The organism is Paenibacillus arenosi, assembly GCF_014841135.1.
Lineage (GTDB): Bacteria > Bacillota > Bacilli > Paenibacillales > Paenibacillaceae > Paenibacillus_B > Paenibacillus_B arenosi.
Window position 1 is genome coordinate 25,984 of record NZ_JACYTN010000019.1, and the last position, 24,059, is coordinate 50,042.

General features: G+C 42.7%; 21 protein-coding genes. 13 read left to right on the forward strand and 8 right to left on the reverse strand.

The window, feature by feature from the left end:
* Window positions 1–345 precede the first annotated feature (345 nt).
* From IFO66_RS17865 to sufB, 7 genes are all read left to right on the forward strand, one after another.
* On the forward strand, window positions 346–798 hold the full coding sequence (locus IFO66_RS17865) for a Dps family protein (protein ID WP_192026478.1): 453 nt from the start codon (window positions 346–348) through the stop codon (window positions 796–798).
* Window positions 799–982: 184 nt separating this feature from the next.
* Window positions 983–1,765 carry a carbonic anhydrase family protein gene (locus IFO66_RS17870; protein ID WP_192026479.1) on the forward strand — a complete coding sequence of 261 codons (783 nt, stop codon included), beginning with the start codon at window positions 983–985 and terminating at the stop codon, window positions 1,763–1,765.
* Window positions 1,766–2,265: 500 nt separating this feature from the next.
* Window positions 2,266–3,048: a Fe-S cluster assembly ATPase SufC gene (gene sufC / locus IFO66_RS17875; RefSeq protein WP_028594200.1), complete on the forward strand. Its 783-nt coding sequence runs from the start codon at window positions 2,266–2,268 to the stop codon at window positions 3,046–3,048.
* A 36-nt stretch (window positions 3,049–3,084) separates the two neighbouring features.
* On the forward strand, window positions 3,085–4,395 hold the full coding sequence (gene sufD, locus IFO66_RS17880; protein ID WP_192026480.1) for a Fe-S cluster assembly protein SufD: 1,311 nt from the start codon (window positions 3,085–3,087) through the stop codon (window positions 4,393–4,395).
* Window positions 4,392–5,618: a cysteine desulfurase gene (locus IFO66_RS17885; protein ID WP_192026481.1), complete on the forward strand. Its 1,227-nt coding sequence runs from the start codon at window positions 4,392–4,394 to the stop codon at window positions 5,616–5,618. Before sufD ends, IFO66_RS17885 begins: the two co-directional genes overlap by 4 nt.
* Window positions 5,605–6,024, forward strand: coding sequence for a Fe-S cluster assembly sulfur transfer protein SufU (sufU, locus tag IFO66_RS17890; RefSeq protein ID WP_192026482.1), 420 nt, complete (start codon window positions 5,605–5,607; stop codon window positions 6,022–6,024). Before IFO66_RS17885 ends, sufU begins: the two co-directional genes overlap by 14 nt.
* 58 nt (window positions 6,025–6,082) lie before the next feature.
* Window positions 6,083–7,480, forward strand: coding sequence for a Fe-S cluster assembly protein SufB (gene sufB / locus IFO66_RS17895; RefSeq protein ID WP_192026483.1), 1,398 nt, complete (start codon window positions 6,083–6,085; stop codon window positions 7,478–7,480).
* Window positions 7,481–7,582: 102 nt separating this feature from the next.
* Here sufB and IFO66_RS17900 read toward each other — a convergent pair whose 3' ends face one another.
* The 3 genes from IFO66_RS17900 to IFO66_RS17910 all read right to left on the reverse strand — a co-directional run bounded on the left by IFO66_RS17900 (window position 7,583) and on the right by IFO66_RS17910 (window position 10,118).
* Window positions 7,583–8,065 carry a hypothetical protein gene (locus IFO66_RS17900; RefSeq protein ID WP_192026484.1) on the reverse strand — a complete coding sequence of 161 codons (483 nt, stop codon included), beginning with the start codon at window positions 8,063–8,065 and terminating at the stop codon, window positions 7,583–7,585.
* Window positions 8,066–8,146: 81 nt separating this feature from the next.
* Window positions 8,147–8,605: a hypothetical protein gene (locus IFO66_RS17905; RefSeq protein ID WP_192026485.1), complete on the reverse strand. Its 459-nt coding sequence runs from the start codon at window positions 8,603–8,605 to the stop codon at window positions 8,147–8,149.
* Window positions 8,606–9,008: 403 nt separating this feature from the next.
* Window positions 9,009–10,118 (reverse strand): HD-GYP domain-containing protein, encoded by a 1,110-nt coding sequence (locus tag IFO66_RS17910; protein WP_192026486.1) that lies wholly within the window; start codon window positions 10,116–10,118, stop codon window positions 9,009–9,011.
* A gap of 327 nt (window positions 10,119–10,445) precedes the next feature.
* Here IFO66_RS17910 and IFO66_RS17915 point away from each other — a divergent pair, with 327 nt between their 5' ends.
* From IFO66_RS17915 to ytvI, 5 genes are all read left to right on the forward strand, one after another.
* Window positions 10,446–11,270: an undecaprenyl-diphosphate phosphatase gene (locus IFO66_RS17915; RefSeq protein WP_192026487.1), complete on the forward strand. Its 825-nt coding sequence runs from the start codon at window positions 10,446–10,448 to the stop codon at window positions 11,268–11,270.
* Window positions 11,271–11,389: 119 nt separating this feature from the next.
* Entirely contained in the window at window positions 11,390–12,481 is a 1,092-nt protein-coding gene (locus tag IFO66_RS17920; protein ID WP_192026488.1) for an HD domain-containing phosphohydrolase, read from the forward strand.
* Window positions 12,482–12,539: 58 nt separating this feature from the next.
* Window positions 12,540–14,792 carry an MMPL family transporter gene (locus IFO66_RS17925; protein ID WP_192026489.1) on the forward strand — a complete coding sequence of 751 codons (2,253 nt, stop codon included), beginning with the start codon at window positions 12,540–12,542 and terminating at the stop codon, window positions 14,790–14,792.
* Window positions 14,793–14,812: 20 nt separating this feature from the next.
* Window positions 14,813–15,970 carry a radical SAM/CxCxxxxC motif protein YfkAB gene (gene yfkAB / locus IFO66_RS17930; RefSeq protein ID WP_225445874.1) on the forward strand — a complete coding sequence of 386 codons (1,158 nt, stop codon included), beginning with the start codon at window positions 14,813–14,815 and terminating at the stop codon, window positions 15,968–15,970.
* 110 nt (window positions 15,971–16,080) lie between these two features.
* Complete coding sequence (gene ytvI / locus IFO66_RS17935; RefSeq protein ID WP_192026490.1) at window positions 16,081–17,103, forward strand: sporulation integral membrane protein YtvI; 1,023 nt, start codon at window positions 16,081–16,083, stop codon at window positions 17,101–17,103.
* A 102-nt stretch (window positions 17,104–17,205) separates the two neighbouring features.
* Here the strand turns inward: ytvI and IFO66_RS17940 are convergent, their stop codons facing one another.
* Window positions 17,206–18,201 (reverse strand): YpdA family putative bacillithiol disulfide reductase, encoded by a 996-nt coding sequence (locus IFO66_RS17940; RefSeq protein WP_192026491.1) that lies wholly within the window; start codon window positions 18,199–18,201, stop codon window positions 17,206–17,208.
* Window positions 18,202–18,424: 223 nt separating this feature from the next.
* Between IFO66_RS17940 and IFO66_RS17945 the strand changes: the two genes are divergently transcribed.
* Window positions 18,425–19,108: an HAD family hydrolase gene (locus IFO66_RS17945; protein WP_192026492.1), complete on the forward strand. Its 684-nt coding sequence runs from the start codon at window positions 18,425–18,427 to the stop codon at window positions 19,106–19,108.
* A 121-nt stretch (window positions 19,109–19,229) separates the two neighbouring features.
* On the opposite strand, the gene IFO66_RS17950 is transcribed toward IFO66_RS17945, so the two are convergent.
* The 4 genes from IFO66_RS17950 to IFO66_RS17965 are packed head-to-tail and all read right to left on the reverse strand — an operon-like array spanning window position 19,230 to window position 24,035.
* Window positions 19,230–20,384: a YheC/YheD family endospore coat-associated protein gene (locus IFO66_RS17950; protein ID WP_192026493.1), complete on the reverse strand. Its 1,155-nt coding sequence runs from the start codon at window positions 20,382–20,384 to the stop codon at window positions 19,230–19,232.
* A 23-nt stretch (window positions 20,385–20,407) separates the two neighbouring features.
* Window positions 20,408–21,517, reverse strand: a complete 1,110-nt coding sequence (locus IFO66_RS17955) for a YheC/YheD family protein (protein WP_192026494.1) — start codon at window positions 21,515–21,517, stop codon at window positions 20,408–20,410.
* Window positions 21,514–22,890 (reverse strand): YheC/YheD family endospore coat-associated protein, encoded by a 1,377-nt coding sequence (locus IFO66_RS17960; RefSeq protein ID WP_192026495.1) that lies wholly within the window; start codon window positions 22,888–22,890, stop codon window positions 21,514–21,516. The genes IFO66_RS17955 and IFO66_RS17960 overlap by 4 nt, the downstream gene beginning before the upstream one ends.
* Window positions 22,887–24,035: a YheC/YheD family endospore coat-associated protein gene (locus IFO66_RS17965; RefSeq protein WP_192026496.1), complete on the reverse strand. Its 1,149-nt coding sequence runs from the start codon at window positions 24,033–24,035 to the stop codon at window positions 22,887–22,889. Before IFO66_RS17965 ends, IFO66_RS17960 begins: the two co-directional genes overlap by 4 nt.
* Between the last annotated feature and the right edge of the window lie 24 nt (window positions 24,036–24,059).

Genomic DNA, 24,059 nt, shown 5'->3' on the forward strand with positions numbered 1-24,059 from the left:
CGGCACCCCCTGAGCTATAATCATACACAGTGAATAAAGGTATTTCTTGTAAACACGCTTTCGGAATAGTATATAGGATTTTATTTCCGATGGGAATACTATATTTTAAAAAATGTTTCAGTGTAGTTGTAGTCGGGTAAGAGATGATAGGAGTCGGGGATACGAGCTATTTTGTAGGGTAGTATTTTGGGAGAGCTTCGGCCTAGAAATGTAACAATATACATGGTATCAATAGACAGGAACATTTTACAAGTTAAAAGATGAAAAAAAGCATTGAATTAGTTTTATTTTTATATTAGAATAATTATAAATAAGAAATGAGTTTAATTACTGGAGGTAATCATTATGACAAACGTAGCCGTAAAACAAGACATCAAATCCCTATTGAATCAACAAGTTGCCAACTTAAATGTATTGTATGTGAAACTTCACAGCTACCACTGGTTCGTTAAAGGACCGATGTTTTTCCAGCTTCATGAGAAGTTCGAAGAGCTATATAATGAAATCACATTGAAAATGGATGATGTTGCAGAACGTTTGCTGACGATTGGTGGAAAACCGCACTCTACATTGAAGCAATATGTGGAACACACTACACTTCAAGAAGCTGCTGGTAATGAGAATGCAGAGCAAATGGTGAAGCAGCTTGTAGCTGACTTAAAACAACTTGTTTCCGAGTTTGAGCAAGCTATGGAAGCAGCAGAAGAAGCAAATGATGAGGCTACTGGGGACGTATTCCTAGGTATGAAGGCTGATTTCGAGAAGCATATATGGATGTTTGAAGCTTACTTGGGTTAATTCTGTTCAAAATTCAATGCTTGTTAAGTATACAATGCTACATCGATATTAGGTGAGCATATAGTGAGCGCATCCTTATTTGGGATGCGCTTTTTGACGTTGTGGAAAATGTATAACATATCTGTTACAAAATGTTCATACCTATATGATGCTGTATCCTTACTTACATGGAAGGGATGATATCATGAGAGGAACACGAACGAAGTTTTATTTGCTTGCTATTGTATTATCGATAACTGTTATATTCCCCACAATGGGAGCTTCTGCAGCAAGCTCAAGTACGCCTGCAACCCCATGCTCTACACCACCTACTAATCAAGCCCAATCTCCAATCGTTATCGAGCCTGCCTTTACTTTGCTCCCAGCCTCCAAACAAATTTCGTTCTACTATCCAGCCTTTTCTCCAGTCGTTGAAAATACAGGCAGAGAGATTGAGATTTTTGAGAACGTGAGTGAGCCTCCATCTTTAGGGAAAGTTACAGTAAATCATGTTGATTATTATTTGGAGGAATTCCACTTTCACTCCAATGCAGAACATCATCTAAAGGTTTCCCATCAGCCGGCCGTAGAGTACCCACTTGAAATTCATTTTGTTCATAAAGAAGCTCCAGATCCATCAAATCCGAATAAGGTGCGAGGAGTAGTCGTTGTGGCTGTTTTTATTGAAGCGGGAAGCTCTAGCGGCGAACTTGCAACTATTTTCGATAACTTGCCAACCGTGCCCCATACAACTTATACCTTAAATGATGTAATCAATTTAAATTATTTAATCCCGGAAGGAACGTATTATCAATACAAGGGGTCGTTAACAACGCCGGATTACTGTGAAGGGGTGCAATGGTACGTATTTGAAGAGCCTATTACACTGACTGCGGCACATATACAAAATCTAAAGGCAATCTATCCAAATAATGATCGGGCGATTCAAGATCGCAATAATCGAGTTATTTATAGAGGCTCGCATTAAGTTTATCGAGGAACTCCCTAGTCGCTATGTCGATGAAGGGAGTTTTTTTATATTTCCCCACATAAAGTCCGTGGATGGTTGAAATCGGAAATGGTATTTTCTGTTTCCGAATTGACCGTTCTCTAATTATGTATCACTCCTACATTTTTCAGAAGTGTCCGAAAAGTCACAAGTATTGAAAGAAAAGATCGTAAACAAGCATCTATTGGCGGTATATGTTATAGTTACATGACGGTTTAGCTTGTATCATAGCTGTTTATGATGAAAGTATGGCGAAAATGTCGAATGAGTGCTACTTATATGTTCAATTCGCGAAAGCTTGCTGGAAAAGTTGAAATACACGACCTAAACCTATAAAATCATGTTGAGAATCACTGAGAATCACTTTATAATAAGTACTATGTGATAAATGTTATAGAAATTTTGTTTTCTATAATTTGTGAACAACTCATTTTTAATAAAATCAACACTTACTCTCAATTAGTGGAGGTACTACACACATGGCGACTCAATTTGTCATTGATGGTCTTAAGGCGACCATTGAAGGTAAAGAAATTTTGAAAGGTATCAACCTTGAAATGAAGGGCGGCGAAGTGCACGCTATCATGGGACCAAACGGTACTGGTAAAAGTACATTGGCTTCTGCATTGATGGGCCACCCGAAATATGAAGTAACAGATGGTAAAGTAACACTTGATGGTGAAGATGTACTTGAAATGGAAGTAGACGAGCGTGCTCGTGCAGGTCTATTCCTTGCTATGCAATATCCAAGTGAAATTGCTGGTGTAACGAACTCTGACTTCTTGCGCAGTGCTATCAATGCTCGTCGCGGTGAAGGCAATGAAATCTCTCTTATCAAGTTCATTCGTCAAATGGAAGGCAAAATGAAAGAACTCGAGATGAACCAAGAGTTCGCTCATCGTTACTTGAACGAAGGCTTCTCCGGTGGTGAGAAGAAGCGTAACGAAATTCTTCAAATGATGCTATTGGATCCGAAAATTGTCGTACTCGATGAGATCGACTCCGGTCTTGATATCGATGCTTTGCGTATTGTTGCTAACGGTGTTAACGCTATGCGCAGCGAAGAACGCGGCTTCCTTATCATTACGCACTATCAGCGTCTATTGAACTACATTACACCTGACTACGTTCACGTTATGATGCAAGGTCGCATCGTGAAGTCTGGTGGACCAGAACTCGCTCAACGTCTAGAAGCAGAAGGTTACGACTGGATCAAAGAAGAGTTGGGTATCGAAGACGAGACAGTAGGACAAGACGAATAGTCGTAATCAATGACGGACAGGAGGAGCGATAGACCGATGAGTACAGAAATGATCGTACCAGTTGACCGCGAGACGGTCGCAGCTCTCTCCCGCAGCAAGAACGAACCAGCCTGGTTGGCTGAGCTTCGTGTGCAGGCGTTGGAGAAAGCGGCAGAACTAAACCTGCCTATCGTGGAAAAAACAAAAATTGACCGTTGGAATCTTCAAGCATACGGTACGCCAGCAAGCGTAAGTGCAGTGACAGCGTGGAACGAAGTTCCAGCTTTCATTCGTGAAGTATTTGAAGACGAAGTAGCGGATTTGAATAATGTTGTTGTACAACATAACTCAGGAGCTGTATACAGCCAGCTGCAAGAAGATTTGAAGCAGCAAGGCGTTATCTTTACAGACCTTGAGACAGCTGTACGCGAGCACGAAGCGCTCGTTAAAGAGTATTTGTTCCAAGCGGTTGCTTATGATGAGCACCGTATTGCAGCTATCCATGCTGCTTTGTGGAACGGCGGCGTGTTCTTGTATGTGCCGAAAAATGTAGAAGTAAGCGTGCCATTGCAAGCATTGTTCGGTCACGACAATGCATCTGCAACGTTCGCACCGCATGTATTGATCGTAGCTGACTCTAACAGCCGTGTGAACTATGTCGATAACTTTATCTCTGCTGAGATGAGCGAACCATCTGTTATTAACGGCGTAGTTGAAGTATTCGTGAAGAGCGGAGCTCAAGTGAACTATGCATCCATTCACCATATGGGAGCGCAAGCGGCTGATATTTCTTACCGCCGTGCTCACGTAGAGAATGATGGCCGTATTGAGTGGGTCGTAGGTGAAATGCATAACGGTAATGCAGTTTCGGAGACGACTTCTATCTTGAAAGGTAACGGCTCCACGTCTGACGCAAAAATCATCTGTGTCGGTAATGGCGAACAGAAGTTGAACATCACGACAAAAGCTGTACATTTCGGTAAGAGCTCTGACTCTCAAATGATTACGCGTGCGGTTATGCGTGAGCAAGCAAGCTCAATCATTAACGGAATTACGAAGATCGAAAAAGGCGCTACGAAAGCAAACGGTGAGCAAACAGAACGTGTGCTTATGCTTAGCCCTAAAGCTCGTGGAGACGCGAACCCGATCCTTCTTATTGACGAAGATGATGTAACGGCTGGTCACGCTGCTTCTGCGGGACAAGTAAACCAAGAGCAAGTGTTCTACATGATGTCTCGTGGTATTAAGCGTGAAGATGCTGAGAAGTTGATTATTCGCGGCTTCTTGGATCCAGTTGTTACAGAACTCCCTAACGAAGAACTGCAAACATTGCTTCGTCGTTATATCGAAAGGAAGTTAGGGCAATGATAGGACGCGAACTTCGTGAGCAGTTTCCCATTTTGCATCAGAACGTTAATGGGCATCCGTTAGTGTATTTGGACAGTGCGGCATCTTCCCAGAAGCCGCGTGGTGTAATCGATGCAGTTCGTAAGTATTATGAGTGGGATAACGCCAACGTACACCGCGGAGTGCATACTCTTGGTTCACGTGCGACGGATGCTTACGAAGGTGCGCGTGAAAAAGTAGCGCGATTCATCAATGCCAAAAGTGTTGAAGAAATCGTGTTTACACGCGGTGCTACATCGGCTTTGAATCTAGTTGCTTCTTCCTATGCGCGTTCTGTGTGTGGGGAGGGGGACGAGATTGTCATTACACCGATGGAGCATCATGCAAACTTAATTCCTTGGCAGCAGGCTGCAAAAGCAACAGGAGCTACGTTGAAGTACATTCCACTGCAACCGGATGGAACGATTGAGCTGGCAGATGTTGAAGCAACCGTTACGGCTCGTACGAAAGTCGTTGCGATGACGCATGCTTCTAATGTCCTTGGCGTCATTAATCCGGTTAAAGAGGTTGCTGCTATTGCTCATAAACATGGAGCTGTCATGGTTGTGGATGGTGCACAAAGTACGCCGCATATGAAGATTGATGTTCAAGATTTGGACTGTGACTTCTTTGCGATCGCGGGACATAAAATGTGCGGCCCAACCGGAATTGGTGTATTGTACGGCAAGAAGGCGATACTGAACAAGATGGAGCCGATTGAGTTCGGGGGCGAAATGATTGACATGGTTGATCTTTACGATTCCACTTGGAAAGATGCGCCTACGCGCTTTGAAGGCGGAACACCAATCATCGCTGGTGCAGTTGGATTAGGGGCAGCGATTGATTTCTTGCAGGAAGTTGGTATGGATGCGATTCACGAGCATGAGCAGAAGCTTGCTTCACTTGCATATGATAAACTCTCAGAGATTGAAGGTATTACGATCTACGGTCCATCTACAAACCGTGTAGGTCTTGTAACATTCAATCTTGATGATGTTCATCCGCATGATTTGGCAACGGTTCTTGACTCGAAAGGAATTGCAATTCGTGCAGGTCATCACTGCTGTCAGCCGTTAATGCGCTGGCTTAAGGTGAGCTCAACCGCACGTGCGAGCTTCTACTTGTACAATACAGAGGAAGACATTGACCAGCTCGTTAAAGGATTGCTGGAGACGAAGGAGTATTTTAGCGATGCAATTGGATGATCTGTACCGTCGCGTCATCATGGATCATTACAAGCAGCCACGCAATCGTGGTTTGTTTGAAGGCGATGCGGTGACGATCGATCTGAACAACCCAACTTGTGGAGACCGTATTTCCTTGCAACTTAAGGTAGAAGGCGGTATCGTACAAGATGCACGTTTTACGGGAGAAGGCTGCTCGATCAGTATGTCTAGTGCATCGATGATGACTCAGGCTGTTAAAGGTAAGACATTTGAAGAGGCACTGGAAATGGCTGATAAATTCTCTGCCATGGTAAAAGGTGAAGAGGTTACCTTTGAGGACGAAGCGGAGGATATCGAAGCTCTATCGGGAGTGTCGAAGTTCCCTGCTCGTATCAAATGTGCAACACTTGCGTGGAACGCATTGCGCAAAGGTATTGAATCATAGATCGAAGTCAGTTGAACCAATAAGGTTCGGGTGACATTACTGAAGGAGGTATACGGTGATGGCTAAATCAATGCCGGAAATGGAAGAGTATAAATATGGCTTCCGAGATAATCACCAAGCGATTTTTCAATCGGGCAAAGGCTTAACACCTGAAGTCGTACAAGAAATTTCGCGCATTAAGAACGAGCCGCAATGGATGCTAGACTTCCGTATGAAGTCTTTGAAGCAGTTCGAGAAAATGGAAACGCCTCGTTGGGGCGGAGAATTGGATGGATTGGACTTCAATGATATCCAATACTATGTCCGTCCTTCTGAGAAGCAAGGTAAGACGTGGGAAGAAGTTCCTACGGAAATCAAAGAGACGTTCGATAAGCTTGGTATTCCTGAAGCGGAACAAAAGTTCCTTGCAGGTGTATCTGCTCAGTACGAATCTGAGGTTGTTTACCACAGCATGCAAAAGGAGCTTGAAGATCAAGGCGTAATCTTTACAGATACGGACACTGCCCTTCGTGAGCATCCTGAAATTTTCAAAGAGTACTTCGGTACCGTTGTTCCAATCGCAGACAACAAGTTTTCTGCATTGAACAGTGCGGTATGGTCCGGCGGAAGCTTCATCTACGTGCCTAAAGGCGTGAAGTGTGAAATTCCATTGCAGGCATACTTCCGTATTAACTCGGAAAATATGGGCCAGTTCGAGCGTACGCTTATCATTGCTGACGAAGATAGCTTCGTGCACTATGTAGAAGGCTGTACAGCTCCTGTCTACAGCACAAACTCTCTTCACTCTGCAGTTGTTGAAATCATTGTGAAGAAGAACGCTCGCGTTCGCTACACGACGATTCAGAACTGGGCACCAAACATTTATAACTTGGTTACAAAGCGTGCTGTATGTGAAGAGAACGCAAACATGGAGTGGGTTGATGGTAACATCGGCTCTAAGTTGACAATGAAATACCCTGCAGTTATTTTGAAAGGTCGCGGTGCAAAAGGTTCCGTACTTTCCATTGCTGTAGCAGGTAAAGGTCAGCACCAAGATGCGGGTGCTAAGATGATTCACTTGGCTCCAGATACAACATCTACAATCGTATCCAAGTCGATCTCGAAACATGGCGGTAAAGTAACATACCGTGGTCTTGCTCAATTCGGACGTAATTCCGACGGAGCTAAGTCGAACGTAAAGTGTGACACGCTTATCCTTGATAACGAGTCCACTTCTGATACAATTCCGTACAACGAGATTCTGAATGACAACATCACGCTTGAGCATGAAGCGACAGTATCTAAAGTATCTGAAGAACAACTCTTCTACTTGATGAGCCGCGGATTGACGGAAGATGAAGCAACTCAGATGATCGTTATGGGCTTCATCGAGCCATTCACAAAAGAATTGCCGATGGAGTATGCGGTTGAGATGAACCGATTGATCAAATTCGAGATGGAAGGTTCCATCGGATAATATAAAGCTAAATGTATAGAAAAAAAGGAATTCGCAAATTAATGCGGATTCCTTTTTTTTTTTTTTTTTGCCTGTTTAGAGCGTAATGTCATTATAGCCCTATTACCAATGGAAGAGAGCGAGATGGTACACTTCGGGTGGGTTTTTTTGTAAACTCAAACCTTTTACTTTAACAATATATTTTGTACCACTCTTTGGATAAAAGCTAATCGTATCTGCTCTTCCATCTGTAAAGAGCCGAGATATAACTGGTGTTTTGTTCCCCTGTATATATTCTAGGTACTCATAAACTTCTACCGCATATCTTTGATTATCGTTTGGCCAGAAATAAACAGAATGCTTCATTGTACCTACGGATTCTAAATTATAGTAATCATGATCGTAAAAATGATCAATATCACCCCAGAATGTTGAATTGATCGTATTTTTTGGAACAGCCATCCATATTGCGGTAGTAGGGTCGTTATTATACTCTTCATAATCATAACTTCCCATTCCAGGTATGAATGGTGCGGCACTAGCAGGGATTACAAGGCTAAGTGACATGACAGCTGATAAAAGCGTGAGCATGAGTTTGTTCTTCATTAAGATAACCTCCAAGATAATAGCAAATGTACGCTTGTTAATAAATTTACCTGAGCAGAGCTATATGCTTATATTGAAATGTTATGTGATTTGACCAACTACAAGAAGGGTGTAAGGATGATACAAGATCGAAGATCCTGCTACTACGACATAGTAGCGTTTTCCTGCTTGAACTTGGAAAGATAGTTCTGCAGGAGAACCATTGGTATTGTGTACGACTTTATATGTGATTGCAGTAGAACTTCCTGGATTGAGTACACTTTCCTCATAGACTGCTAAGTTATATATTTGGTTATTAGGATAATCAGGTGGGAAGAATAACACTTTTTGTTGTCCAGTACTGTGAGCTGATAGGTAATACCAATCTTGATCGTTATTTCCTAGATGTGCAGATACTGTGCTGGCATGAGGGATGTAAACAGCTTGATGTGGTACTTCATTGAGAGGGTTTTCGTGTGGATCTGGTGCAGCAGATGCGAATGGAGCAATGGATAGTGTAAGCATGGTTGTTAGAATAAGAGCTTGAATTCTTTTTTTCATAACTTTTTCCTCCCTATATTTGTATTTCATGGGTTATCGTATCAAAAATGGGGTTCGTTTTAAACGCAATCATTTTGATAGAAACCGCAATTTAATTGCGGTTATTACAATATTCGTTCTTCAAACTATGATTTTTACTTATAATATCAGGTAATCAAGGGAAGGGGAGATGCAACATTTGGAGATAGATTATTTATTGGATGTAGATATCGCATGTAATTGAAAAATATATTAAGATGACAAAGTAATCTATTTATTGGAAAGTAAAGTTATTTTTAGTGGTTGAACTCCTCGATCATGAACATTTTTATTACTAGACAACAAAAAAAGATGACTACTTATACTAAATAAGTGAAGTCATCTTTTTCAATCATATAAATTGTATTCTTCTTATTTCTTGTCCTTACGCATATACATAATCGATATTCAGATCACGATTGACCGTAAGATCGATAAATTCTTGACCAACTCTAATGAGTGGCCTGAAAAAATCTGTTGCGTGATTCATCACGATAATACCGTCACGACCATCTGTTAGTTTGACACGTTTATGTAGGAAGTTAGGCAGCATGTAGCGGATAAACGTATGCGTAATGACTGGATCGAGCTTCGAGAAGCTCAGCTGGTACATTTGCTTTAACACGATCAGTAGATCTTTCTTATCTTGATAAGTACGACAAGAGATCATTGCGCTGTATACATCAGCAACGGAGACAATTTTGGCGACCATATGTATATTTTCACTTGTAAGTCCTTCTGGATATCCAGTTCCGTCTGTACGCTCATGATGCTGTAGTGCAGCAACGGCGATCCATTTGTCCTCATAAGTAGAACGAATAATTTGATAACCTGCCAGAGGATGAAGCTTCATTTGCTCATATTCTTCCTGCGTTAACGGGGCTGGCTTATTTAAGATTTCACGATCTACTTGGCACTTTCCTATATCATGCAAATATCCGGCTTTCCCAATACGTAGTGCATCTTCTTTTGTATGGCCAAGCCATGTTGCTAAATAGTAGGACAACATGCCGACTTGGACAGAATGTTGGCATGTGTAATCATCTTGTGAGTTAAGGCGAAGTAGCAAGGAAACGACATCTCGTTCTTGTTGAAATTGTTCTAATAATGGGGTAATTGTATGGTCTACAGCTTCTTGTACAAGGCGCCCATTTGTAAGTGCATAATGAAACAACAGATTTGTTGATTTGACTGCATCTTGATAGTAAGGGAATAGTTTCTCGTAGCTGTTTATATCATTCGAAGAGCTTGAAATGGAATGGGTAGAATTGAGTTGTATATCTCTTGTTGTAGGAGTATGAGTTTGTTGCTCTTGTGGTGAGTTATATGGTGTAGAAGCTATGATGTCTATATCGTCAATCAAATGACCGATAAGGATGCCGATGTCTCTTTCTCTCAGTATTGTACCCGCAGAGAGTACATGAACACCATGTTGGTTGAAGACATCGTGCTGCAAAATGTCCCCAGCTTGCAGATCATTCACATGTACACGCATCGTGCGATTCACCGTTCCTATTCGTAATTTTTTACATTTATCATATCAATAATTTAGGTGTCCATCAACAACATTTACCAATTAAAGATAGAAGGTTGTCGTATTTATTAAAAAATTGTCAAATGATGAAAGTTTGAATAATAGACAAGAAAGTGTCTGAATAGCTGTGGCTAACTTGCATATTCATAGAGTTTTAGTAGGTTTTCTGCTATGCTTGTACATGTGCACGCTAGATGTACATGACAGGCGATATATCCACACTAAGATTGCAAAAAATCCCAGTAAACCATGGATGTTATTACATTGTTGGAGAAAGAGGGAGTACGCATGTTGACTGTGTTTATCGCTGTTATTTTAGGGGTTGTAGAGGGACTGACGGAATTTATTCCTGTATCATCGACAGGGCATATGATTTTGACAGCTTCATTTATTGGATTAGATGAACATAATCCGCTGCTAAAGACGTTTATGATTATGATTCAGTTGGGCGCTATTTTGGCAATTACGATTGTATATCGCGACCGATTGTTAACTATGTTTAGACTTCGGCCTGTCACGGTAGCAAGAGGTGGGGCGAGAAGTACTACTTTGAATCTTTTTCATGTAGCGCTAGGAATTGTACCTGCGTTAGTAGTCGCATTCCTTGCAAAAGACTTTATTAAGTCTTTGTTCAGTGCAAGTACAGTGATGTGGGCATTGGTTGTGGGCGGTATTTTTATGTGGTTTGCTGAATTATTCAGTTCTAAGCGTGAACCAACGGCACATACTATCGATCAAATTACATATAAGCAAGCGTTACTCATTGGTGTATATCAGATAATCTCTGTATTATGGCCGGGATTTTCCCGTTCTGGATCAACGATTTCCGGAGGATTGCTGAGTGGAGTAAGCTATCGCGCATCTGCGGATTTTTCATTTTTGATTGCGATACCTATAATGATTGCTGCGACCGGCTATGAATTACTTAACAATTATCAATATATAAGTGGCGACGGTCTGGCTGTCTTTCTATTAGGTTTCATCGTTTCATTTATAGTAGCTTATATTGTCGTTATTTCATTCCTCAAATATATACAAGCTATCAAATTGAAATACTTCGCTATGTATCGATTCGTACTCGCCGGCCTATTCTGGCTCATCATTATGTATTGAAATAAGGCCAACACCAACATCATATTGCCATTTAGTTGGCTACAATATGGTATGATAATAAGATAACTCCTTGCCAGTGGAACGAATATCATCTTGAAAGAATCAGGGGTTGACTGACAGTGCGGTGGATACCGATTATGAATTGCCGTCCCGGCATGAGACTTGCTAAAAAGATCTATAATGAAGAAGGTATGGTTCTGCTTCAAGAGCAAGTTGAGATGACAGATACGTTTATTCGTCGTTTAATTGAAAGGGACGTATCTTACATTTATGTAGAAGATGAGCGAACGGAAGGGATTGTAGCTCCCGATCTATTAAGTGATGAAACTAGAATTATGGCTAACAAAACGATTCGTCAGCAGTTCATGCAGCATATGTCTGATGGACGCGCACGTAAGCGTAGACCTGATCAAGACATGGATGCATCCGTATCGGGAATGCTCGACAATCTTGTGCATGATATTTCAAAGCACAATAAAGCCATGGTAATGCTGAATGATATACAGACGACGGATCATTACGTATATCGTCATTCCTTAAACGTATGTGTATATTCTACGCTATTCGGTGTATATCATGGCTATGAAAGAGACGATCTTAAAATGTTGTCGATGGGCGCCCTGCTGCACGATGTTGGTAAGATGCATTTGGATCCTCATATTCTTAATAAGACGAGTCCACTTACAAAGCTTGAATTCGATATGATTAAGAAGCATGCGGAATACGGATATCGTATTTTAAGAAAAGATCCTAATATCCCGACTATTGTTGCTCATTGTGCCTATCAGCATCATGAACGTTTGAACGGATCTGGATATCCAAGGGGCTTAACTTCTGATAATATCCATGAGTTTGCGAAATGGATTGCCATTGCGGATTCTTATGATGCGATGACGACTAACCGAGTTTATCGTCCAGCTATGCTGCCTCATGAGGCATTAGAAATTTTGTATACAGGGTCTGGTACTCTATATGAGCAGTGGATGCTGTCTCTATTTAGGGATCGAATTGCTGTGTATCCACTTGGTATGACAGTTAAGTTGAGCACAGGTGAGATCGGTATCGTAGCGGAAATCAATTCAGATTATCCACAGCGTCCAATGATAAGAGTGTTGTATGATGCGGAAGGTGCGTCAGTTCCTCTAGGAACGGAGCTGGATTTGTCACAGCTTCTTCATATTATGATTGTAGAAATGGTCGATGTTGAATAGAAGTAACGATGGCCGGAACGAAGTGCGGATCAGCATAAGATGACTGGGAGGAGTCGAGTTGCGCGAAACGAATGAACAAGGGGTTTTCTGGAAATGGGGACATTTCATTTATCGTTATCGTCGGGTCGTATTCGGAGTATGGTGTGCCATATTTATAGGTATGGGGATCTTTGCGGTACAAGCTCCTTCCATGCTCAAAGATAATGGATTTACTCCCGTTGGCAGTGAGTCAGATCGAGGTTTGAAGCTGATGCAGGAGCAGTTGCAGATCGCACCAGTGATGCTTGATATTGTATATGAGAGCAGTAATGGTGAATCATTATTATCAGAGCCTAACCGGACTGAAATTATGGAGTCGTTGCAATCTTTGCGGGAAGCTTCTTATGTATCAAATGTTTCGTTCCGAGATGTTGGTCGCAGTGAAGCGCGGAATGATGTTACCGTGGTTACCGTTACAATGAATCTTGAGGCAGATGAAGCAATTGAGAAGTTTGCTTCGATTCGTAAGCTTATTCCTGATCCGCCTGATATGAAGGCTTATGTTACAGGCAATTCTGCAGTCTTCTATGATGTTCAAGAAGCGAGTAAGCGCGATATTATAAAATCTGAAATTATTGGACTTCCTATTGCATTAATTGTGCTACTGCTTGTATTTGGCACATGGCTTGCAGGTGTACTTCCCCTTGTCGTTGGAATGTTGAGTGTAACTACGACATTAGGTATTATTTATTTTATTGCTTTAGGGACGAATTCTTTGAGCAACTTCTTACCTAATATGGTAAGTATGCTAGGACTGGCAGTTGGCATTGATTATGCTTTGTTTATGGTTAGTCGATTCAGAGAAGAGCTTGCTACGCAAAGCAATGTTGGACAAGCCGTTGCCATGACCGCGCAGAAGGCAGGTAAATCCATATTCTTTTCAGGAGTGGCTGTTCTCATCGGACTTATTGCAATGGCATTTATCGACCTGGCTTTATTCCGCTCCTTAGCGTTGGGAGGAGTTCTCGTTGTATCGATGTCTGTCATTGTGGGGAACACGCTGCTGCTCGCTTTACTCGGCATGCTCGGAGAGCAGATTAATCGTTATTCCGTAATTCCTAAGCAATGGCGCAATCGGAGGAAGAAACCTAATCGTAATGGGGATGGTAGCTCTTTTTGGGGGCGTGTCGCTTATGGTGTTATGAAGCGGCCGATACCGATCGTGTTGCTGCTTTGTACGGTGCTTATTGCTTTTGTTTGGCCTATTTTAAATATGAATATAGGTATTCCTGATGCAAAAATGCTGCCGCCCAAATATGAATCTCGATATGGCTCAGATCTGATGACAGAAGTCTATGATGAGCGTGAGCTTAATCCGATTCAACTGATAGTAAAGTCTGAACAGCCATTCCATGAGGAACGTACGATTGAGACAGTATCTAAACTGACTGAATCTCTCAAAGGAGTTCAAGGCGTTCAACGTGTGGATAGTTATTTAACAGCACTGTCCGATTTGCCGAACGCCCAAGCGAAGTCTCAGGCTTTACAAAATGAGCAATTACAACAGCAGTTGAAAGATAGCCATCTTGTAAACGATTCGTATATGTTGTTAAGTGTTGTGTCTAATGTAAGCGCAGATGGAGAAGAGGCTTACGAGCTAGTTCGTAATCTTCGTTCGCTTGAGTCTGCTGAATTAGATATATTGGTTACGGGGACAGCTGCATACCGCTTAGACATTGTAGAACGAATTACATCTGCTTTGCCTTATGTGGTACTATTTATATTGGCAGTAACCTATGTCGTATTGTTTATTGCATTCCGTTCGGTCATATTGCCATTAAAGGCTGTATTTATGAACGTGCTTAGCTTAGGCGCAAGCTTGGGTATAGTCGTGCTAGTCTTCCAGCATGGATACATGGCAGATTTATTGCAGGTAACTTCTACAGGAATTGTAGTTGCGATGCTGCCTGTTATCATTTTTTGTGTGGTATTCGGCATATCTATGGATTACGAGGTATTCTTATTGTCTCGTATAGCAGAAGAGTATGAATGTACAGGAGACAATGAACGAAGTACGGCTGAAGGGTTGAAGAAGACAGGAAGTATTATTACGAGTGCAGCATTTATTTTAATTGTTGTCGTAGGGGCATTTATTTTTACAGACAATGAATTGATGAAGGCGATTGGCCTTGGATTGTCGGTATCCGTGCTGCTGGATGCGACGCTTATTCGATTGTTCCTTGTACCCGCGCTCATGAAGTTGATGGGTAAAGCCAATTGGTGGGCACCGCGCTGGGCGAAATTCGCTTCTTCGAAGGATACCGTCGAATAGAGGAAGAATAGGTGAGTGAAATGAGTAAAGAACAGCATGCGAACGTGTCGGTGATTACACCGCCGACCTTACAACCAATAACAACTCAATATGACCCTTGGGATCCGATCCGATCACTGAGACAGTATGGAGAGCACCGACTAACCAGTGTGGAAATGACTGTGGCGCAAGTGTGTAATATGCGCTGCGAACACTGCGCGGTTGGCCATACACTTGTGATGCGAGAGCCAGACCTGCTTCCGCTGGATGTGATGTTGAAGCGTCTTGACGAAGTAGAGCATTTGGAGACGATAAGTATTACAGGTGGAGAGCCTACATTCCATCTTTCTACGGTAAAAGATTACGTAATCCCATTGCTTAAATATGCAAGAGAGCGAGGCGTTCGCTCTCAGTTGAATTCTAACGTTACCTTGGATTATAGACGGTATGAAATGATAGCGCCTTACTTGGATGTCATGCATATTTCATTCAACTACACAAATGTGGAAGATTTCCGCCAAGTTGGATTTGTGCATCGTGATCGGGATTTGTCCAACAATTTAACAGTCAAATTTTACGAGCAGATGATTGATAATACGCGTCGATTAGTAGAGGGTGGACTTTTCGTATCAGCGGAGTCTATGATCAACTATCGAACACATGACAAGATGAATGACATTCACCAGCTCATTTATGAAATGGGCTGTCAGCGACATGAAGTCCATCCAATGTATCCAAGCTCATTCGCTGAGCATTTGCCAGTCTTGTCGATCAATGAGCTGCGTCAATCTATTCACAGCTTGTTAGACTTCCGTCATCAGGATATGTGGATGTTGTTCGGGACGCTTCCGTTCTACGGATGCAGTGTCAGTGAAGAAGATACGAAGCTGCTCCAACGATTGTATAGCGAGAAAAATGTAACGGTGCGCAACGACCCAGATGGGCGCAATCGTTTGAATGTAAATATGTTTAATGGGGAAGTATTCGTCACAGACTTTGCTGATATTCCTTCCTTCGGAAGTATTTATGAGGATAGGCTCGATGCTATATTCGATAAGTGGCTTCACCAACATCCATTATCAAAAACGGTGGACTGCTATTGTCCGCAAGCTAGCTGTTGTGGACCGAACCTGCTTGTGGCGGATATGTATTATCCGAATGTAAACTTTAAAGAACGCAAGGCAGTCATTTCTGTGTAGGCGCGATAAAGCGCAATATGCAGAAGTGAGCAGCGATGTAGAACATAGGCAACGATAAATGAACGATACGATAGTGTGGTTGTAAGATGAATCGATAAAGGAAGTGAACTATGTCGTTCAAACATTTGTTTCTAGCTGCAGTAGGGCTACTGTTATTGTACGGGCTGTTTACCGTCGGTGCTCCTTTCTTGCTAGCTTGTGTCATTGCAATGGGGCTAGAGCCATTGACAAAAGCTTGGATGCGTTGGTTCAAGTGGGGCCGTATTCCGGCTGCTGTACTAAGCTGTACATTATTTACCCTGTTTTTACTGTCAGGGATGTATTACATCGTCATTCAGATTATTAAACAGCTAGTAGAGTTAGTCAAAAATTCTCCTACGTATATTGAAGGCGTGCGCGTATGGCTTGAACAGACGATGTCTGAAGCGCAAGTTAATATGCCTGAGCATTGGGAAGGCATGTTTGAACAGCTGTTTGTTACGGTGTCGGGTCATTTGCAAGATGCTGCCGCGACTGTTTCTGCCAAGGCGGTGTCGTTAGCAGGAGTACTTCCGAATATGTTTATTTTCTTTATCGTATTTATGGTTGCTTTGTTCCTCATCAGCTTTAGCTTGGATCGTACACGTCCAGCTATTTTGCATTTCTTTGATGGCAAGTCACATCATCAAGTGAATCAAGTCATTACGACTCTAAAAAGCTCGGTATTTGGTTTTGTCAGAGCACAAATTATTTTGTGTTTGTTCACCTACGTGATTACACTATGTGGGCTTTTGATACTAGGTACAAGTTATCCGCTTGCCATTGCATTACTCGTAATGATCGTAGACCTACTTCCTATACTAGGTGTTGGTTCAGCACTAATGCCATGGGCAGTTTACTGTATCGCTACTGGTGATTTATTTACGGGGATTGGCCTTGTGGTCATGTTCATCGTTATTACCGCATTGCGTCGTATCATTGAGCCGAAGGTAGTCGGGGATTCCGTGGGCATAGGAGCTTTGCCTGCCCTTGTCAGCTTGTACGTTGGTTTCAAATTGGTTGGAGTCATGGGCTTCTTCATTGGACCTTTGGTCGTTATTATTTATAATGCGATACGAAAAGCTGGCTTAATGGAAATTAAAATAAAATTCTAGCTAAACAATAGAGCTGTTCCTAACGTGCATGAAGCATGAAAGGAGCAGCTCTATTTTTGCTATTGTTTAGGACGACCATTGTTATTCAGAGGGTTATTAATTTTATATATTTGATTGCTGCTGCAGTAAATGCTGGGCGATCCATTTGCCATGATCCCGACCTGTCTCAATAAATATTTCATTCGCATTTTTACCGGAAGCAATGACACCTGCTACATACAGGCCTGCAATGTTTGTCTCCATCGTATCAGGATAGAATACGGGCTTATCACCATCTTCTTGCAGTTGCACACCAAGTTGGCTTACCATTTTACGATCTGGTCTAAATCCGGTTAGTGCTAGCACGAAACTACATGGAAGCTCATACAAGGTCTCGCCGTCATTTGTTTGTTCGCGAATGATTACTTTATCAGGCAATATTTCTTGTACCTGTGAGCTTGTTCGAAGAGAGATAATGCCTTTCGCCACCATACTTTCAAAAATGGGCTTCACCCAAGGCTTCACACTTCCTGATAATTCTGATCCTCGCGCAACTACGGTGACATCCGCTCCTACTCGCATTAATTCCAATGCAGCATCGACTGCAGAATTGTTGGCACCAATAATGACAACTTGTTTGCCTGCGTATGGATGCGCTTCTTGGAAGTAATGAGAAACATGAGGAAGTTGTTCACCAGGTATGTTCAGCATATTGGGATAGTCAAAATAGCCAGTGGCGATGACGACATTTTGAGCCTCATAGTGTAGCTCATGCCCGCTAATTGTTTTAGTCGTGAGTTGAAATTTTTCATCTACTTTGTGGACGGAAGTAACTTCTTCATACGTACGAATATGTAATTGATAGTGTTCAGCAGCTTTACGATAATATACGAGTGCTTCATGGCGATAAGGTTTATCATGTGGCGTTGTAAATGGTAAATCTCCAATTTCCAACAACTCAGGTGTGCTGAAAAATTGAAGATGCGTCGGATAACGATAAATAGAGTGTACTAGGCAGTTTTTCTCAATAACAAGTGCCTCAATGCCTGCACGCTTCAGTTCGATTGCTGCGGAGAGACCGCAGGGGCCAGCACCGATAATGATCAAGCGATGTTCCATGGTGGTTATGCCTCCAAACTATGTATTTATAATTTACTTACGAATATATAAATGAATTTATTATAAGTCGAGTTAGTCTTTATTTGTTAATGTAAATATCCTATATAGTATCGTAGCAGAATAGAAACGATACGCCAATTTGAATACAAACTATTATTATGTAAGATTTATGATATAGTAAGGTGGTCTAGATGAACTTGATAGAAGAGGACGGGATGCGAATATGAAGAAACCAGAAGCAATTATATTTGACATGGACGGCACATTATTCAAGACAGAGACATTACTGGTTCCGGCCTATAACCGATTGTTCGACCGATTGCGTGCAGAAGGTCTGTATACAGAAGAAACGCCTCCGGTAGAGCGCATTCTTGGAAGCTTAGGTATGTTGTTAGAAGAAATATGGAAGCGTGTTATGCCAGATGCTTCTGAGGAAGCGCGAAGTAGAGCAGATGTGCTTCTGTTAGAAGAAGAGGTGCGCGGACTTGAGAGTGGCGGCTCAGAATTATATCCAGCTGTAGTAGAGACACTACAAGCATTACGTGCGCACGGGGTGAAATTGTTCGTAGCGAGTAATGGTCCTGCACCATATGTGGAGAGTGTGGCACATGCACACGGCATAGCACAATATTTTGAAGAGTTATATAGTGCAGGTGGAAGAAAGACCGCATCTAAGGTTGATCTTGTTCGCATCTTGTTAGATGAACACCAAATTAAGAGCGCATGGATGGTCGGTGATCGCTCTTCTGATATAGAAGCAGGCGCAGAGAATAAATTAGGGATCGTCGGATGTACATATGCAGGATTCGGTGCGGATGAGGAGTTAGAAGGTGCTCATGTTCTCATTCAGCATTTTAAGGAGCTTGTATACCTTTACGAGACAAGTGAAGAAATGCAAGCTGTGTAATCCAATGATAAATCGCGCAAGGCGCAGACACTCAATCGTATCTGCGCCTTCTTATATTTTCACATCTATGAACGTACATGCAAAGTGCAAGGTTTGCTCTCGCCGTAGTGGTGAGTCGTATTTAATCTTGAACTGTCTCTACGGGGAGAGGATCTTCAGGAGTACCGCTACGGATTAAAGCATGCTGCTGTTGGTGCAGCCAGAGTGCATATTGTAGAGGTTTAAGTAAAGATTTATGGTACGTATCTTGATCACCGATGAGTTGAAATACTTCCCGAGATGGTTTTGGATTTACTTCCAACATCCATATCTTCCCGTTCTTATCAATCGCAAGATCAAGCGCGAGTTCACACAGCGCTCCATATTTGCGTTCCAGATAAGAAGCGACTTCAATACCCATTTTCTCCGCTTCTTGTTTCACTTCAGTTATGAGCTGTTCATCTCCAATCCAATTGCGCAGCATTTCATCCATAGGAATAGCTTCCCCGCCACCATGCAGATTGGAGGTAATGCTTTTGGCTGCACCTATTCTGCCTGCACAGCCTGTTAATGTCCAGTTTCCTGTTTCGTCTTTCTGCACGAGCATACGATAATCATGAACACGCCCGTTCGGCAAGTTCAGGGATATCCCTTGCTGTACAATGTATCGCCCGGTCGCATGCCAAGAGTTGAGCTTAGTGGCAAGCTGGGACCATGTCATGCGCTGCGGGCTAATAATTTTGCGCTTCTGATCTCTTCCTTGTACATACAGCATAAAAGTAGGAGCCAATCGCTCTACTCGCAAGATGCCTCTGCCGCCGGTACCGTTAATGGGCTTCATGTAAATGAGGGAATGCTGCTTGAGTACCTGTTGAGCGTCAGCAAGAGAGTTATATAACTTCGTTTGGGGAAGAAACTGACGCAGATAGGAATCTTCAGAAAGTACTTGGTGGATGGTCCATTTATTACGCAGTGGTTTGTTCAAATACAGCAAATCCGGATACCTTTTTCGGAAGCGGCGAAGCTGTTCAAAACGAGAGCTGTTCTGAAGTCGACAACGGTCAAATATGATGTCTGGAAAGGTGGTCCATTGCCGAAACCAGCGGTTTTTATCGTGATGGTATACCATGGAATAGATTCGATGTTTCCTATGATCGACATCTTGCGGCGTAAACACAAATACATGAAGACCGATGGATTGGCCTGCCGTTATCATTTTTTGATAAATATGACGCTCTTCAAGATGTTTATGCTCGTTTAAGTATAAAGTCAAAATGCCCAGAACCGGTTGTGCCAATTGCCTTCACCTTCTTCACGTTGTTATCCGCCTGATTTCATTAAAAACGTACTGTACTGATATACTCGCTCCAAGGAGCGTTTGCGAATATCAGGTTCATCAAATTTCATTGGCTTCGCATTCGCTTCGAAGAACCAGATGCCACCTGCTGCGTCAACGCCTAGATCCATCGACATTTCGCCAAGAGGCTTGCCGGCTTCTTGTTCAATCTGCCTGGCTAAGACTAGTGCGGTATTGCGTATGCGCGCCAAAATACGTGCGGAGCCCTGCTCGCCGAATAAGCTCGTTAACAGCTTCGAGGGATCTTCTATGCTTCCGCCGCGAGGGACATGTGTCGTAATGCTTGCGCTGCCCGCGAGACGGGCTCCGACACCTGTAATGTCCCAATTGCCTTGTTCTGTTTTTTGAATGAGTGCACGTAGATCGAATGGTCGCTTGTTTATTGAAGCTAATGTTATGCCTTGCTGGACGATATATTTTGCAGTGCCCACCTGTTTCATAATTCTTGACCATAGTTTAGAAATGGAGGTGCAGTTGTAGGAGATGTTTTTGGATTTATCTTGAATGCGCAAACGGTACTTGAATCCGTTGTCTAGATTGAGACGAAGGGTCATAATACCCATACCTGCTTTTCCGGAGACGGGTTTGAGAAATAAATAGGAGTGGTGATTCAGCATTTTACCTAACTGTTCGGCATTCGTAAGTTTTAAGGTGTGAGGAATATAGGGGCGAGTTGCATTGGACTTGTTCAGCCATTTATATAACTTCCACTTATTGAAGAAGGTTGGATTGAACATGCGAATGGTAGGATGCTTCATAATATCTTGCAGTTTCTTTTTGACAGCAGGCTGCATTTCATCTTCTCTTTGCGGGATCCGATTATATAAGATATGGGGCAGCGGGAACCATTCCTGCCGCCACTCATTTTTATCCGATACATAACGATAGCCGATTACTCTTTTTGCTTGCAGTTTCAAATCTTTAATCGTGATGATATAAGACGTATACCCCATTTTTTTGGCGGCTGAGAGCAAGTCGGCAAAATTTCCTCGGTTACCCCGGAAATAATCCTTCTCATCTTCGATCGTTAATATAGCGACAATGGGGAGGTTGGGCTGGGATGCACCGCTCACATGTTATCCCCCCTGCGAAAATGGCTCAAATATAGGCAGTGATCTAGAATGTGCTCAACAGATGATTGCCCTTCATCGCGAAGTAGCGGGTGGTTAAATATCGAGCGGCCAGGCTTTGCATTCGCCTCAAACATCCACACTTGTTCGTTTCGATCAATGCCAATGTCGAATCCAAGCTCACCTAACAAATGAGGGTGATTGCGCTCTATGGCTTCGGCAAGATCGATAGCAGTCACTTTTGCTTGTTCCAACACTTCTTTCGCTCGAGTGCCAAACGCGCGCTCAAGTGCTTGTTGGGGTGTCATCAGTTGGCCGCCATTTTTTACATGGGTAGTCACACTGCCTTTTCCGGCCTTCTTGGCTCCGATACCTACTACTACCCAGTTGTTATCCCCATCTTTATGCATATGGAAACGGAAGTCGATTGGGCAGCCATCGATTTCAACCAATCTGACACCTTGCTGAACGACATAGTCACGAAGATTACGGCCATGACGGGCTTCTAAAGTACGAATAAGACTGGAGAACTGTTTAAACCGCAGTAAAATATTTTTGCCGTTGGTAGTGTAGCGTGCAAAGTATCCTTTTTTCGGCAAATAAGTTAGGCGATAAATACCTATGCCTAGGCTGCCTGCCGTCGGTTTGTAATAAACAAATTGATGACGATCCAGCATTTCCTTGATCATATCTGGAGATGGATTGGTTATCGATTCAGGAACATGCTGATTGGCTTCCATTTCGTCTTCGAGCAGCTCATATACATCTGACTTGTTGAAGAAGCTCCAATTGAAGTAGGGGATCTGCTTGCGGTTGAACCGTTCGCGAAGTTGGCTCATATTTGAAGATATTTCTGCTTTACGGCTAGGTAGGCGATTGTATACGACATCAGGTAAAGGGACGGTGCGTCGAACCCAATTGCCTGCATCGTTAAGGAAATAGGCATAGACGTTCTCTTTCTGCCAATCGATATCACGCGGAGTAAAGGCAAATACAAATGCTTTTTTATTTCCGGTGCGCAAGATTTGTTTAATAAAGCTCGTTCTTCCTCCGAAAGGACTTGTGCTTGTGCGATTGGAAGAATCGCTCATAATGCCGATTAAAGGGCCGATATGGATACCTCCTTCGACCTCATTAAGGACATAGACACTGCCACCTTTCGGAATACGGAACTGGCTGCGTAGTCCAGCTGTTATATACAGATGCTTACCGGATTTTTTAATCGGTTTAATGGCAGTAGGTACACTTGTTTTACCGAGACGCAGTCGAATTTGTTTCTTGCCGGATAAGTTCAGCTGCTTAAGCAATGGAGTGGATACGTATAATGTTTTTTCTGGATTTGGCGTTAAATGCACGTTGCACAGCGTCAAACTCATGGACAAACCCTCCTAAGATGTCGGACCATTACATTGCGTGCGTAAAGGATGGGATTTTCTACCGCCAGCCGGATGGCTTTCTCATTTCCGGTTAAGGAGAAGACGGAACGGCCTGGTCTCGAATTTACTTCGAGAAGCCATATACGACCTTTCTGATCGATGCCAAAATCAAGCCCTAACTCAACTAGCCTACCATAGCAAGATTCAATGGCTGATGGAATTTGCTTGCTGATATGTGCAATGGAAGACAACATATTTTCTGCTTGCTTACGGCTAAATTGCTGCTCCAAGTAGGATTCAACAGGTTCGGCGCGTCCGCCTCCGCGAAGGTTGGAAGTTAGATGTCCTGAGGAGCCCACGCGAGCAGCTGATCCAGTTATTTGCCAGTGGCCGCTGCCGTCTTTTTGCATAAGCACGCGAACATCATATGGCTCCTTCTGCTGACTGAGAAGTGTCAGATAAGGCTGGATCACGTACTGGCGTCCGTCAATAAATTGATGAACCCATCTAAGAGCATCCATCATCGTAGTAAAATGAGTATCAATGTGATCATTTTGTTTCGTTCTCCCTGTTATCGTAACTGAAGTTGGGGACCAAGGAGAGGAAGTGGCATAAGCAGCAGCTTCGATATGAAGGACAGATCGTCCATGCTGTCCTCCGCTTGGCTTGAGGAAGACCGATCCATTTTGTTGTTTTATAATGCGTAATAAGCTTCTTGGCCCGTGATACGGGTAAGTCTTGGGAAGGTAAGTCTTTACAAAATCGAAGCGAGATAAAGCTCGATACAAATTCCATTTGCCTGGCAGCGGTCTACTGAGCCACTGCACATCTTCACGATATAATTGTTGCAGGCTATTTCGAATATGCAGCTGATCACATCGCTCATGATGACTTCGTGAAAGACGGTTATAGATAAGAGTTGGCAAGGGAAAATGTTGTTGCTTCCAGGCGTTCTTCCTGTACGTATAAGCTTTTACGGTACGAGTGTCCCAATCGATCAATCCAGCGTGAAACACGATAACAGAAATGCCATACTTTTCTCCAGCCATGCACAGTTGACGGCAGAAATGAGACTCGGTAAACGGCAGTTCTGCTGCTGATTGTTCTTGCAGTACGCCAAGTGTGTTGTGATTCAGTCTGTTCATCGTATTCATCCTATCGTCCTCTCG